General features: G+C 74.6%; 13 protein-coding genes and 1 tRNA gene. 3 read left to right on the top strand and 11 right to left on the bottom strand.

Annotated features, from left to right (window positions below; translation table 11 throughout):
• Positions 1-12: 12 nt before the first annotated feature.
• Positions 13-711, bottom strand: a complete 699-nt coding sequence (locus FJR00_RS02450) for a succinate dehydrogenase cytochrome b subunit (protein WP_141337308.1) — start codon at positions 709-711, stop codon at positions 13-15.
• A 66-nt stretch (positions 712-777) separates the two neighbouring features.
• Between FJR00_RS02450 and FJR00_RS02445 the strand changes: the two genes are divergently transcribed.
• Complete coding sequence (locus tag FJR00_RS02445; RefSeq protein ID WP_141337307.1) at positions 778-2,382, top strand: dolichyl-phosphate-mannose--protein mannosyltransferase; 1,605 nt, start codon at positions 778-780, stop codon at positions 2,380-2,382.
• 13 nt (positions 2,383-2,395) lie between these two features.
• Here FJR00_RS02445 and FJR00_RS02440 read toward each other — a convergent pair whose 3' ends face one another.
• From FJR00_RS02440 to FJR00_RS02400, 9 genes are all read right to left on the bottom strand, one after another.
• The gene (locus FJR00_RS02440; RefSeq protein WP_238330262.1) at positions 2,396-2,773 is read right to left on the bottom strand and encodes a tetratricopeptide repeat protein; all 378 of its coding nucleotides are present in this window, start codon (positions 2,771-2,773) and stop codon (positions 2,396-2,398) included.
• An 8-nt stretch (positions 2,774-2,781) separates the two neighbouring features.
• A complete protein-coding gene (locus FJR00_RS02435; protein ID WP_141337306.1) occupies positions 2,782-4,350 on the bottom strand; it encodes a PH domain-containing protein in 1,569 nt (522 codons plus the stop codon).
• On the bottom strand, positions 4,347-4,862 hold the full coding sequence (locus tag FJR00_RS02430) for a PH domain-containing protein (protein WP_075957492.1): 516 nt from the start codon (positions 4,860-4,862) through the stop codon (positions 4,347-4,349). The genes FJR00_RS02435 and FJR00_RS02430 overlap by 4 nt, the downstream gene beginning before the upstream one ends.
• Positions 4,863-4,888: 26 nt before the next feature.
• Positions 4,889-5,893: an ornithine carbamoyltransferase gene (argF, locus tag FJR00_RS02425; RefSeq protein WP_141337305.1), complete on the bottom strand. Its 1,005-nt coding sequence runs from the start codon at positions 5,891-5,893 to the stop codon at positions 4,889-4,891.
• A gap of 146 nt (positions 5,894-6,039) precedes the next feature.
• Positions 6,040-6,112: transfer RNA gene (locus FJR00_RS02420), tRNA-Ala, on the bottom strand.
• Between the two features lie 62 nt (positions 6,113-6,174).
• A complete protein-coding gene (locus tag FJR00_RS02415) occupies positions 6,175-7,137 on the bottom strand; it encodes a hypothetical protein (protein ID WP_075957494.1) in 963 nt (320 codons plus the stop codon).
• A gap of 45 nt (positions 7,138-7,182) precedes the next feature.
• On the bottom strand, positions 7,183-7,851 hold the full coding sequence (locus FJR00_RS02410) for a GNAT family N-acetyltransferase (RefSeq protein WP_141337304.1): 669 nt from the start codon (positions 7,849-7,851) through the stop codon (positions 7,183-7,185).
• Positions 7,848-8,327: a cyclic pyranopterin monophosphate synthase MoaC gene (moaC, locus tag FJR00_RS02405; protein WP_075957496.1), complete on the bottom strand. Its 480-nt coding sequence runs from the start codon at positions 8,325-8,327 to the stop codon at positions 7,848-7,850. The genes FJR00_RS02410 and moaC overlap by 4 nt, the downstream gene beginning before the upstream one ends.
• On the bottom strand, positions 8,324-9,610 hold the full coding sequence (locus FJR00_RS02400) for a molybdopterin molybdotransferase MoeA (protein WP_141337303.1): 1,287 nt from the start codon (positions 9,608-9,610) through the stop codon (positions 8,324-8,326). Before FJR00_RS02400 ends, moaC begins: the two co-directional genes overlap by 4 nt.
• Positions 9,611-9,673: 63 nt before the next feature.
• Here FJR00_RS02400 and FJR00_RS02395 point away from each other — a divergent pair, with 63 nt between their 5' ends.
• Complete coding sequence (locus FJR00_RS02395; RefSeq protein WP_141337302.1) at positions 9,674-10,339, top strand: 5-formyltetrahydrofolate cyclo-ligase; 666 nt, start codon at positions 9,674-9,676, stop codon at positions 10,337-10,339.
• 17 nt (positions 10,340-10,356) lie between these two features.
• Here the strand turns inward: FJR00_RS02395 and FJR00_RS02390 are convergent, their stop codons facing one another.
• Positions 10,357-13,056: a penicillin acylase family protein gene (locus FJR00_RS02390; RefSeq protein WP_141337301.1), complete on the bottom strand. Its 2,700-nt coding sequence runs from the start codon at positions 13,054-13,056 to the stop codon at positions 10,357-10,359.
• Positions 13,057-13,116: 60 nt separating this feature from the next.
• On the opposite strand from FJR00_RS02390, the gene FJR00_RS02385 reads away from it, so the two are divergent.
• Positions 13,117-13,479, top strand: a complete 363-nt coding sequence (locus FJR00_RS02385; protein WP_141337300.1) for an FmdB family zinc ribbon protein — start codon at positions 13,117-13,119, stop codon at positions 13,477-13,479.
• Positions 13,480-13,508 lie beyond the last annotated feature (29 nt).

The raw sequence follows: 13,508 nt of genomic DNA, 5'->3' as shown, positions 1-13,508 counted from the left end.
GGTCAGCAGTCCTCAGTCGAGAAGCCCGAACAGGATGGCGAACGGCGGGATCATGAAGCCCACCACGATGATGGTGGTCACCAGGATGGAGGCGAACCGGATCTGCTCGGCGCGCTTGAGCGAGCTGTTCAGCCCCATCGTCATGGCCGCCCCCCAGAAGCCGTGCAGCAGGTGCAGGCCCAGGAAGATCATCGCCGCCAGGTAGATCAGCACACCCCACCAGTGGCTGAAGGTGTCCAGCACGCGCGCGGCCGGGGAGGCGTGCGCCTCGCCGATGGTGACGGTCTGGGTGGTGAAGTGCAGCAGGTGGAAGATGATGAAGGTCAGGATGGCCAGCCCGCCCCACCTCATCGCCTTGGCGTAGAAGTTGCCGTAGCCGCGGCGGGTCATGACGTAGCGCTGGCTGCGGGCCGCGTTGGCCCGGTGCCACATCGTCGCCGCGGCCCACACGTGCAGCACGAGCGAGGCCAGCAGGGCGACCCGGATGATCCACAGCAGGCCCTTCTCGGGGAGCATCGGCTCGCCGAAGGTCCGGATGTGGTGGGCGTACTCGTCGAACGCCTCCGGCCCCACGAGGATCATGAGGTTGCCGTACATGTGGATCAGCAGGTAGGCGATGCCCACGAGGCCGGTCACGGCCATGACGGTCTTCAGCAGGATGCTGGGAGGCCCGGTCCGGGCCTCGCGCGCGGGAGCAGTTGTTGTGGCCACGGGGGCAGGCTACTACCCCCGTCCGTGGGGCCGGTCGCGGACCCGCCCTGCACCTACGATGCCGGTATGGAGTCGTTGCGGGCCAGGTTGCTCGGGCCCGCCCCTCCCCGACGGGGGAGGCAGGACCGGTGGGCCTGGGTGGGGATCCTCCTGGCGACCCTGGTCGGCGGCGTCCTGCGCTTCGTCCGGCTCGACCAGCCCGCACGCCTGGTCTTCGACGAGACCTACTACGTCAAGCAGGCGTGGTCGCTGGTCCGGTACGGCCACGAGCGCGAGGTCAGGGAGGGCCTGGAGGAGCCGGACGTGCTCTGGAACGCCGGCGACCCGGACGTCTTCGGGGCGCTGCCCGACCTCGTGGTCCACCCTCCGGCCGGCAAGTGGATGATCGCCCTGGGCCAGCTGCTGACCGGCCCGGAGGACCCGGCCGGCTGGCGGCTGGCCTCGGCCGTGGTCGGCACGCTGTCCATCCTGGTCCTGGGGCGGGTGGCCTGGAACCTGTGGCACAACGCCCTGCTGTCGGTGGCCGCGGCCGCGCTGCTCGCGGTGGACGGGCACCACTTCGTCCAGTCCCGGATCGGGCTGCTCGACGTCTTCCTCATGTGGTGGGTCCTGCTCGCCTTCCTCCTGCTGCTCCTGGACCGGGAGCAGGCGCGGTCCCGGCTCGCGCGCCGATGGCCGCGGTGGGAGGCCCGGACCCGGGCCGAGCCGGTGCCCCGGTCGCCGTGGCGGCGCTGGGCCCGGTGGTGGGGACCCTCCCTCGGCGTGCGCTGGTGGCGGGTCGCGGCCGGGGTCAGCCTGGGGCTGGCCGTCGGCACGAAGTGGTCCGGCCTGTTCTTCCTCGCCGTGTTCGGGCTGATGACCGTGTGGTGGGACCTCGGTGCCCGGCGCGCCGCCGGCGCACCCGGGTGGGCGACCGGGACCGTGGTGCGCGACGGCATACCGGCCTTCCTGTCGATGGTGCCGGTCGCCCTGGTCACCTACGTGGCCACCTGGGCCGGCTGGTTCGCCACCGAGGGTGGCTGGAAGCGGGGGTGGGCGGCGCAGAACCCGGTCGCCGACGGGAGCCCGGCTGCCCTCGTCCCGGACGCCCTGCGGTCCCTGTGGGCCTACCACGTGGAGATGATGACCTTCCACGTCGGCCTGCAGAACGAGCACAAGTGGAGCTCCAACCCGTGGGGGTGGACGGTCCAGTGGCGCCCGACGCTCTTCTACGCCGAGTGGCCCACCCGGGGGGAGATGGGCTGCGAGGCGGCCGACTGCGTCAGCTACGTCGCGTCCCTGGGCAACGTCCTGGTCTGGTGGGGGGCGAGCGCCGGTCTGCTCGTGGTGGCCTTCCTGTGGCTGCTGGGACGGGACTGGCGGGCCGGGGCGGCCCTGTCCGGGGTCGTGGCCGGCTGGCTGCCCTGGTTCCTCTACCAGACGCGCACGATCTACAGCTTCTACGCGGTGGCGTTCGTGCCGTGGCTGGTGCTCGTCGTCGTCGCCTGCCTGGCGCTCGTCCTGGGCCCCGCGGACGCGCCGGCCCGGCGGCGCCGGTGGGGGGCGGCGGTCGTCGTCGGCTACGTCGCCCTCGCCGCGGCCTGGTTCGCCTGGTACTACCCGGTGCACGCGGCGGTCGTGCTGCCGCGCGAGCAGTGGGACTGGCGGATGTTCTTCGACTTCTGGAACTAGGCGGCGGCCGCCCTCAGGCCTCCAGCCCCATCGCCTCGGCCATCTTCAGGTGGGGGGCACCCTCCTGCGCCCGGCCCGCCCGCTGCAGGGTGCGCGCGAGCAGGAGGTGGGCGTAGGCGTCGGTCGGCCACCGCTCGAGCAGGCCGCGCAGGACCTCCTCGGCGCGGCCCAGGGCGGCGGAGTGGTAGTGCGCCCGGGCCAGCAGCAGGCGGATCTCGGCGTTGCCGGGGTTGTCCTCGACCAGCGGCGTCAGCAGCTCCACGGCCCGCGAGTAGGCCTTGGCCTCGAAGAGGAAGGCGGCCCGGTCGTAGCGCGCGTGGTCGTCCAGGTCCTCGTCGGCGGGCAGCTCGACGGCGTCCACGCCGCGCAGCATCCGCTCCATGTCGTCCATGGCAGGAACTACGCCAGGACGTCCTCCAGCATTCCCGGGGTGGCCCTCCGCGCGAGCCGGACGGCGACCTCCAGGGGCACGTCGGGGACGACCACCTGCTCGGAGCCGGCGGCCGTGGTCGCGGTCAGGTGGCACAGACCCCGGCGTCGCTGGAAGAAGCTCTGGTGGACGACCCACCCGATGACCCCGGCCCGTTCGAGCACCTCGCGCGTGCGCACGACCGCGCCCGTCTGGACGACGAGGTGCCGCGGGGTCAACGCGTGGCCGAGGTTGCGCCACGAGGCCTCGGCGAGCAGCGCGCTGGCGGCGCCCACGCCCAGGAGCACCGCGACCGGCAGCCAGTCCGGCCACCCGGCGAACCACCAGCGGTCGACGCCCCAGGTCGGCACCGCGGTCAGGGTGGTCAACGCCAGGGTCGCCCACTGGCCGCGCACGTGGATCCGGCGGCGCGCCCGGGGGCCGTGGCCCACGAGGGCGGTCGTCAGCGGCCCGTCCTCCTCCAGCAGGTCGTGCCCGACCCGGGTGACCACGGTCCGGGGCGCGGGGGGCAGCACCCGGGTGGTGCCGCCGCTGCCGATGCCGGTCGCGATGGCGGTCAGCTCGGCGCCGCGGACGAAGCGCAGGAGGAAGGGCTCGCCCATCCGCACCCCGCGCACCTTCTCCCGCTCGACCGTCTGGCTGTGCGTGGTGAGCAGGCCGCGCGTCACCCGCAGGTTGCCGCCCGGCTCCCGGACCACGCGCAGGTTCCACCAGGTCAGCACGTAGCTCGCCGTCGAGAGCACCACCCAGCCGACGACGACCCCCACGACGGCCGCGACGACGAGGACGGCGACCGCCTGGGCCAGCACCCACGCCCAGGCCTGCTGGGCCACGGCGACCTCGTCGACCGGGACGTCGTCGCCGAACTGGGCCAGGACGCCGGCCACGCCCGCGACCACGACGAGGCTGGAGAGGCTGAACGGGGCGTAGCGCAGCCAGCCCCAGTCGATCCGGGCGACCTCGGCACCGTCGGCGACCGGTGCACCCTGGTCGCCGTCCGCCCACTGCTGGGACGGGTATGCCGTGCCGGCCGCCGGGCGCGCGGCCACGCCCGAGCGGGAGAGCAGGAAGGTGCGCATGGCCGCGGCCTGGTCTCGGGCCAGCCCGTCGAGCTCGATCCGGCTGCTGTCGACGCCCGTGCCGACCTTGACCGTGGCCAGGCCGAGCACGCGGTGCACCGGGGTGGACTCGATGTCCACGCTGCGCACCCGGTCGAGCGGTGCCGTGAGCACGCGGCGGCTGAGCAGCCCGGTGCGCAGCTGCAGCTGGGCCTCGGTCACCCGGTAGCGGGTGATGAACCAGGAGACCGTGCCGGCGACCAGGGCGAGGACGCCACCCACGACGGCGAGCCAGATCCACCAGGACCCGTCCTCGCCCCGGCCGATGAAGAAGGCGATGAGCAGCGGGACGAGCATCGACCCCAGGCCGCGCACCGGGTGCACCAGCAGCATCCGGGGGCTGAGCCGCTGCCACTCCGCGCCCGCGACCGCCGGCACCACCGGGTCGCCGGTCGGCGGCGGCAGGTCCGACAGGCTCACGTCGCGTCGCCCCGCGTCTGCCCGGTGATCCGGGCCAGGTCGGCGGTCACCCGGTCGGCGACGTCGCTGTCGAGGCAGGGCAGGGTGATGGGGCCGGCCGCGGAGGCCGTCGTCACCGTGACGTTGGCCAGCCCGTACAGCCGCATGATCGCGCCCCGGTGGGTGTCGACGGTCTGCACCCGGGACAGGGGCGCGATCCGCTGGTCGCGGGAGAGCCACCCGGTCTGGGCGAAGACCTTGTCCCCGGTGACCTCCCACCTGGTCCGGCGGTAGCGGACGATCGGCTCCAGGGTCACGTCGGCCAGGTTGGCGACCATGACGAGCACGAACAGCGGACCCAGCCAGCGGCCCCAGGAGTCGGGCAGGAAGGAGTAGATCGTGAAGAGGACCACCCAGGTGAGGACCCCGCCGACGAGCCCGTTGACCACCCAGTAGCGCACCGCCCGCGGACTGACCCGGTGCGCCGGCTCGCGCAGGGCGGTCGGCCCGCCGGACCGCTCCCCCGTGCCCATGTGCTCCCTCTCCTGGCCCGCCCCGGTCACGTCAGGGTGGCGACCATGAGCGCCTTGATCGTGTGCAGCCGGTTCTCCGCCTGGTCGAACACGATGCTCGCGGAGGACTCGAAGACCTCGTCGGTGACCTCCAGGCCGCCGGCGAGCTCGGGATGACGCCCCATCAGCTCGCGGCCCACGTCGGTGTCCGTGTCGTGGAAGGCCGGCAGGCAGTGCATGAACCGGGCCCGGGGGTTGTCCGTGGCCGCCATGAGGTCGGCGTTGACCTGGTAGGGCAGCAGGCGCTCGATCCGCTCCCCCCAGGCCTCGACCGGCTCGCCCATCGACACCCACACGTCGGTGTGCACGAAGTCGACGCCACGGACCGCCTCGACCGGGTCGTCGGTGATCGTGACGCGGGCGCCGGTCTCCTCGGCGATCCCCCGGCACAGCTCCACGACGGGACCGGCCGGCTGGAGACCGTCGGGCGCACCGATGCGCACGTCCATGCCCAGCTTGGCCCCGAGGAGCAGCAGGCTGTGGCCCATGTTGTTGCGGGCGTCGCCCAGGTAGGCGAAGGCGGTCTCGTGCCGGTGCTTGTGGGTGTGCTCGGTCATCGTCAGCGCGTCGGCGAGCATCTGGGTCGGGTGCCACTCGTCGGTCAGCCCGTTGTAGACCGGGACCCCGGCGTGGTCGGCCAGCTCCTGCACCTTGGCCTGGCTGGAGCCGCGGTACTGGATGGCGTCGAACATCCGGCCCAGCACCCGGGCGGTGTCCTTGATCGACTCCTTGTGGCCGATCTGGGTGCTGCGCGGGTCCAGGTAGGTCGTGGACGCCCCCTGGTCGGCGGCCGCGACCTCGAACGCGCACCGCGTGCGGGTGGAGGTCTTCTCGAAGATCAGGGCCACCGAGCGTCCCCCGAGCAGCGGACGCTCCTGGCCCGAGGTCTTGGCCCGCTTGAGGTCGTGCGCCAGGTCGACGAGGTGCTTGATCTCGGCCGGGCTCTCCTCCACCAGCGACAGGAGGCTGCGTCCCCGCAGGTTGACCGCCATGTGCATCTCCTCGCTCGGGCCGGGTGGGGTGGCCGGCGGGCCGGGTCCGCCGGAGAGCCGAGCCTACCCCGCGCCGCCGGCGCCGGGTCGGCCCCCGCACGACGAAGGGCCCGGCCCCTCGGGCGGAGGGACCGGACCCTGTCCGGTGGAGCTGAGGGGATTCGAACCCCTGGCCTTCTCATTGCGAACGAGACGCGCTACCAACTGCGCCACAGCCCCGTGTGCGGGTCCATACTCTAGCACCGCCGGAAGCGGGCACCCAACCCGCGGCCAGGGGCGGCTCAGCCCACGCGGTCGACGTGCGGCAGCTCCTCGAACTCCTCCTCCAGGGCCATGACGGTGCCGTCGGCGGGCAGCGCCGACTCCCCCGCCGTCCCCGTCCGCGAGGACTTCGCCTTGAGCGCGTAGGTGGGCGGCGGGACAGGCACGGGGTCCCAGGTGCCGGCGTCGGCACCGTCCCGCGGGGTGGCCCCGCGTCCGGTGGCGGCAGGCGCGTCGCCACGGGCCGGCGCCGGGCCGGCGTCGGCCTCGACGGCCGCCACGTCGTAGAGCTGCGGAGCCGGGCGGCGGTCGGCCGCGACGACGCTGCGCCGGGCCCCCGACCGGCGCGCCGCCGGCCGGGTCGTGACCGCCAGCGACTGCGCCGCCAGGACGTGCCCGGGGGCGCCGCGCCCGGGGGCACCGTGGTCGGGACGGCCCGGACGGTCCGGGCTCGTCGCCGGCCGCGCCGACTCCCGGGCCGGGCGACGACGGGCCGCGCGCTCCTGGGCGGCGGACCAGCGCACGACGCCGACGGTCAGGCCGAGGAAGGCGACCGCCGCCAGGGCGGACCACCGGGGCAGCGTGCCGACCATGGCCAGCCCGCTCGCGGCGACGAGGACGACGGAGGAGACCAGGAGGGCCGTCCCCCGGAGACGGTTGGCGAAGCGAGCGCGCCGCAGGCCCGGCGGCGGCGCCACGGCACGGGCGCCGTGGACCGCGGGCGCGACCCGTCCAGGGGCGTCGGTGCGCTTGACCACGACCTCGGGGCGCGCGGGGCGCAGCGGGGAGGTGTCGTAGGCGCGGGGGGCCACCTCGACGGTCTCGGGACGCGGCAGGGCCCGCCTGCGCTCCAGCACCCGCATCGCCTCGGAGAACCGGTCGACCGACCGCGCGGTGGCCAGGTGGTCGCGGCGACGGACCCAGTGCTGGACCAGGTAGACAGCCCACACCGCCAGGATGACGACGAAGATCAGACTGCTCACGCTGGGCACGTGCGCCACGCTAGGGGGCCGTCCCCGGACCGCGGGTCAGGCGGGCGGAGTGTCGCGCAAGTTTCTCGTGGTGCTCGCGGGACCGTGCTCCCGGCGCAGCATGCCGACCAGGCCGCCGTCGGCGTACCCGCCCGGCCCCAGGTCCTCGGCCACGACCGCGAAGCACCGGTGGTCGGCCCACCGACCGTCGACGTGCATGAAGCCGCGGCGCAGCCCCTCCTCGGGCAGCCGCAGACGGGCCGCGACCGCCAGGCTGGCCTCGTTCTCCGGCCGGATGGCCACCTCGACGCGGTGCAGGCCCACCGGGCCCAGGGCGTGGTCGAGCAGCAGGGCGACGGCCCAGGTGGCGTACCCGTGCCCGGTCGCGCGCTCGTCGAGCCAGTAGCCCGCCAGCCCGCTGGAGCGGGCACCCCCGAGGACGTCGAAGAGCTGCACCTGGCCGACGAGGCGGCCGTCCACGTCGACGACGAAGGGCAGCAGCAGGCCGTCCCGGGCGGAGCGGTCCAGGCTGCGCCGCAGGCGGGAGAAGGTGGCGGGGGGGCCGGGGCGGCCCGGGACCGTCGACTCCCAGGGGGCCAGCCACCGGGCGTTGCGCGCCCGGACCTCCTCCCAGGCCCCCCGGTCGGACCTGGCGAGCGGGCGCAGGACCAGCGCCGCACCGCCGGGCAGGGCGGTGCGGAGGGAGACCGGCCACGACCAGGTCACCGTGGCCGGACCCAGTCCCCCGACCGGCCGCCGGACTTGGCGGTCACCCGGACGTCGGTGACGACGGCCGCCCGGTCCACGGCCTTGATCATGTCGACGAGCGCCAGGGCGGCCACGCTGACGCAGGTCAGCGCCTCCATCTCCACGCCCGTCCGGTCCGCGGTGCGGACCGTCGCGGTGATCTCCACGCCGTCGTCGTCCACGGCGAGGTCGACCTCCACCCCATGGACGGCCACGGGGTGGCACAGCGGCACGAGGTCGGGGGTGCGCTTGGCCGCCTGGATCCCGGCGATCCGCGCCACCCCGAGGGCGTCCCCCTTGGGCACCGTGCCCGAGCGCAGGGCCTGGACGGCGGCCGGCGCCAGACGCACCCGCCCGGCGGCGCTCGCGGTACGTGCGGTGACCGCCTTGCCGGTGACGTCGACCATGTGCGCCGTCCCGTCGGCGCGCAGGTGGGTCAGGCCGTCGGCGGTCACGCCTCGCCCCCGTCGCCGGTGGTGCCGGCGTCGGACTCCTCCGCCGAGAGCCGGCCGTCGATCTCCCGGCGCGGCCGCAGCAGGACCAGCTCGACCTGGGAGCCGGCGGTCACCTCCTCCTCGTCCGCCCCGCTGACCGCCAGGGCGTCGGCCATCGCCAGCCCGGCCACCAGGTGCGACCCCGCCCCTCCGACCGGCTCCACCGCATACTCCCCCGTGACGTCGCGCGAGATCCGAACCCGGGTGTAGGTCCTGCGGTCCGAGGCGCTGCGCCAGCCCGTGGTGACCAGCCCCGTGGTGGTGCTGTCGCTGACCCGCCGGCCGGCCCTGCGCTCCAGCGCGGGACGGACGAAGACCTCGAAGCTGACCAGGGCGCTCACCGGGTTGCCCGGCAGCGTGAAGACGGGGACCTTGCGCTTGCCGAGGACGCCGAACCCCTGCGGCTTGCCGGGCTGCATGGCCACCTCGACGAACTCGGTCGTGCCCTCCCCGCTGAGCACCTTCTTGACGATGTCGTAGGCCCCCTTGCTCACCCCGCCGGTCGTGATGATGGCGTCCGCGTGGTCGAGGTGGTGCTTGATCTCCTTCTTCGTCGCGGACTCGTCGTCGGGCAGGTGGCCAACGTGGACGGGGAAGAACCCGGCCTCGCGGACCAGCGCCTCCAGCATGGGCCCGTTGGAGTCCACGATCTGGCCCGGGCCGACGGGTTCGCCGACCGGCACCAGCTCGTCGCCGGTGGACAGGACCACGACCCGGACGGGGCCGACGACCTCCACCTGCTCCACCCCGGCCGAGACCAGGGCGGCCAGCTGCGGGGCCCCGACCCGGGTGCCGGCGGGCAGCACGACCTCGCCCGCCCGCACGTCCTCCCCCGCCCGGCGGATGTTCGCGCCCTCCTCCGGCTGGACCCGGAACTGGGCTTCCCGGACGTGCCCGTCGGTGTCCTCGACGCGGACGACCGCGTCCGCCCCGACCGGGATGGGGGCCCCCGTCATGATCCGCCAGGCCTGGCCGGGCACGTGCTCGCGCGGGAGCGGGTCGCCGGCCGCGACGTCGCCCGACACGGGCAGGAGGACCGGGTTCTCCGGCGAGGCGCCGCGCAGGTCCTCGCGACGCACGGCATACCCGTCCATGGAGGAGTTGTCGAAACGGGGCAGGTCGACCTGGCTGCGGGCGTCGGCCGTGGTCACCAGCCCGTGGGCCCGGGGGACCGGCACCGTCCGGGTCTCGACGGGGTGGACCTGCTCCAGGATGTTCTCGAGGTGCTCCTCGACGCTGATCATGGGTGCGCGCCTTTCTGCTCGGGGTCTGGCGCCCAGCGTAGTCAGCCGGTCCACAATGGCCTGGTGAACATCCCGCCGGAGGTCCCGTCCCTGCCCGAGCACCGCCCCGGGGCGGACGTGGCGGAGGAGAAGGCGCGGTGGCGCTCGGCGGTGCGGGCGGCCCGGCGCGAGCTGGTCGAGGGGTGGGGCGGACCGGGACGGGACCTGGCCGCCGGACGTCTCGCCGCGGCGGGTCTGGCGGTGGTGACCGAGCACGTCGGGCGGACGGGCGGGGCCGGCGCCTGCGGGGCCGGCGCCTGCGCCGCCCGGGCCACGGTGACCGCCTTCGAGCCGATGCGCACCGAGCCGCCCGTGGACCTGCTGGTCGCGCGCCTGCAGGCTGCCGGCGTGCGCGTGCTCGTGCCGGTCACGCTGGCCCGGCCCCGGCTCGAGTGGGCCGACCTGGCCGACCCGGCGCGCACACCGTTGGGGCAGGAGGTCCTCGCCGGCGTGGACGTGGCCCTGGTGCCCGCCCTGGCGGTGGACCGCGACGGGGTGCGCCTGGGCCAGGGGGGCGGCTACTACGACACGACGCTGCCCCGGCTGCGGGAGCTGGCTCCCGGTGCCCCCGTCGTCGCGGTGCTGCACGACCACGAGCTCGTGCCCCGGGTGCCGGCCGCGGCGCACGACGCCAGGGTGGACGGCGTGCTGCGGCCGGGGACCGGGGTGACCTGGCTCGACTGCCGGTGATGCGGTGACCCCGCCGGTCAGCCGGGCGGGGCCGCCGTGAGGGTCAGCGTGTGGTGGGCCCGCTCCAGCACCGCGTCGCGGCCAGAGACCATCGGGTAGGTCCCGCCCTCCAGCCAGGTCCTGCTCTGGTCGGTGTGGTTGGGGTGGAACGGGTGACCCGAGTTGCCGGTCTGGTTGACCCACCGGGAGGCGTCCAGGTCCCCGAGGTCGACGACCATCCGCATCGAGGGGGCCGAGGTGACCTCGAAGCTGCCGGTCGAGGCGTCCCAGTTCATCGCGTTGACGACGGCGCTGGACCCGGCCGCCGGGCGGGCCGGCTGGCCGAAGACCCCCCGGACCAGCGCCGGCACGTCGTCCCCGGAGAGCACCTCGTGCTCGAGCCGCACCTGGTGCAGCTGACCCCAGGTCCAGTCCTCGACGTCCTTGGAGATGTCCCGGGTCAGGTCCAGGCGGGCCTGCTCCATCGCGGTGCGGATCACCTCGTCACGCGACTCCACGACGCCGGGGGTGCGCCGGTCGTCCCACCAGCGGCTGTCCGGACGGGCGAGCAGGTCCTCCAGCAGCAGCATCGACCGGGAGTTGCCGGTGGCCGCCAGGTCCGGCGGCAGCTCGTCGTCGAAGACAGTCTCGAGCAGGTTGGCGTAGACGGCGTAGAAGTAGGCGGCCGCGGCGGACTGCGCACCCTCCGCCGGCGCCGTCAGGTCCCAGTCCCGGAGCAGGTCCTGGGCCTCGGCGTAGAAGTCGTTGTCCAGGTCCAGCCGGAGCAGGTGGGGCACGAGCACCTCGGCGAAGGCGTTGTTGTCGTCCAGCTGGACCTGGACCATGGCCTGGACGTCCAGGGGTTCCCCGGCCTCGATGCGGTCCGTGAGCAGCTCCAGGATCCGGGTGGAGCGGTAGCCCTTGTCCCACTCGCTGGTGAGGAAGGGGGTGGCGCCCCGGGCGACCGCCTGGTTGGCCGCGACGATCACCCCGTCCTCCGGGTTGAGCGCGTGCGGCATCTCCTCGAAGTCCACCCAGCCGGTCCAGGCGTAGGCCTCGTCCCAGCCCGGCGCGGGGTAGAACCCGGGGGGCGTCCCGTGCGTGGCCGACCTGCGGACCGGCACCAGCCCGGGCGCCTGGTAGCCGATGTTGCCCTCGGTGTCCGCGTAGATCAGGTTCTGGGACGGGACCGCGAAGAGGCGGGCGGCGTCGCGGAACTCCTCCCACCCCGCGGCCCGGTTGATCGCGAAGACCGCCTCGACGGTGCGGCCCGGCTCCAGCGCGGTCCACGCCAGGGCGACCTCGTAGTCGTCGGACGTCTCCACCCCGCCCAGCGGGGCGTCGGTCCCGACGGCGGCGACCGGGTCGAGGACGTCGGAGACGATCGGTCCGTGCGAGGACTCGCGCACGGTCAGCTCGACGTCCTCGCCCCCGGCGACCTCGATCGTCTCGGTCCGCACGTCCAGCGGCACGTAGGCGTCCCCCCGGAGCACCCGGTCGCCGTCGACGTCCTCGAGGTAGAAGTCGGTGACGTCGGGGTCGAGGTTGGTGATGCCCCAGGCGATGTCCTGGTTGTGCCCGATGACCACGCCCGGCAGCCCGGCGAAGGTGAACCCGGTGACGTCGAAGGGGCACGCCTCGGAGACCTCGCGGCAGTGCAGCCCGGCCTGCAGCCAGATGCCCGGCTGGCTGGTCTCCAGGTGCGGGTCGTTGGCCAGGAGCGGCGCCCCGGAGGCGGTGTGCTCGCCGGAGACCACCCAGGAGTTGGAGCCGATGCCCTCGCCGGCCCCCAGCAGCCGGGGCACGGCGTCCAGGGTCGCCCCGGCCGCGACCAGGGCCTCCGCCGCCTCCCCGTCGGCGAGCCAGTCGCGGGTCAGCCCCCCGGTGGGCCCGGGCGGGGCGACGGCCTCGCCGAGGCGGGCCCGCTCCGCCGGGTCGACGGTCTCCCCCGGCGCCGGTGCGCGCACGGCCCCCGCGGTCCCTCCTCGGGAGTCGGCGTCGTCCGGACCCGTGCGCCGGGCCGGGGGCGACCACTCGCCGGGGCTGAGGATCGGGGGGTGGTCGGCGACGGGGTAGTCCGGGTAGAGCTCGCCCAGCTGGGGCAGCGGTACCTGGCCGACGAGCCGCCCGCGCGTCAGCTCGTCCTCGTAGTTCCCGCGGAGGTCCCAGGCCATGGCCTTGAGCCAGGCCAGGGAGTCGACCGGGTCCCACCGCCGCACCTGGTAGTCCGGCGCCGACCGGGCGAGCACGACGTACTCCAGCCCCATCCGCGACGGGGAGCCCTGCTGGTCGATGTAGGCGTTCACCCCGTTGGCGTAGGCCTGCAGGTAGCCCCGTACGTCCGGGTCCAGCAGGGCGAGCTCCTGCTCGGCCACCCGGCGCCAGCCGAGGGTGCGGATGACCTTGTCCGTCTCCACCCCCGCCTCCCCGACGAGCTCGGAGAGCCGGCCGCTGACCACGTGCCGGCGCAGGTCCATCTGGAAGAACCGGTCCTGGGCCGCGGTGAACCCCTGGGCGGTGAACAGGTCGGCCGCGGTGTCGGCGTACAGGTGGGTGACCCCCAGCTCGTCGCGGACGACCTCGACCGGCGCCGAGAGCCCGGCCACCTCCAGCTCGCCCGTCGTCTGGGGGAACGCCCTGCGGGTCAGGCCGACGCCCAGCACGGCCGTGGCCACGACGACGACCACGAGGATCGCCACCAGGGGCACGGCCACGCGCTGCCACACGGGTCGGGACACGGGCTCCAGACTAGGTCACGCGTACCGGGGCAGGCGGGAGGACCCGTAGAATGGGCGCTCGTGCCGACCTATTCGTACGCGTGCAAGGACTGCGGTCACGCCTTCGACATCCAGCAGGCGTTCAGCGACGACGCCCTGACCGAGTGCCCCAGCTGCGGCGGCTCGCTGCGCAAGGTCTTCAGCGCGGTCGGGGTCGTCTTCAAGGGGTCGGGCTTCTACCGCACCGACTCCCGCTCCGGCGGAGGAAAGGGCTCGGGCGGCTCCTCGTCCGGGTCGGGCCCGGCCAAGGACACGGCCGCCGGCACGGGGACCGGGTCCGCGGCCGCCGGGTCGACCGCCGCCGCGGGGAAGCCCTCCGCCGGCAGCACCGGGTCGTCCACATCGTCCACCGGGTCGGGGTCCTCCTCCACCGGCGCGGCCTGAACCGCCCGGGACCATTCCCTCCCGCGCCT

The sequence above is a fragment of the Ornithinimicrobium kibberense genome (assembly GCF_006519705.1).
GTDB classification, from domain to species: domain Bacteria; phylum Actinomycetota; class Actinomycetes; order Actinomycetales; family Dermatophilaceae; genus Ornithinicoccus; species Ornithinicoccus kibberensis.
Note: the sequence above shows the minus strand (reverse complement) of the source record. Positions and strands in the feature narration are given on the sequence as shown.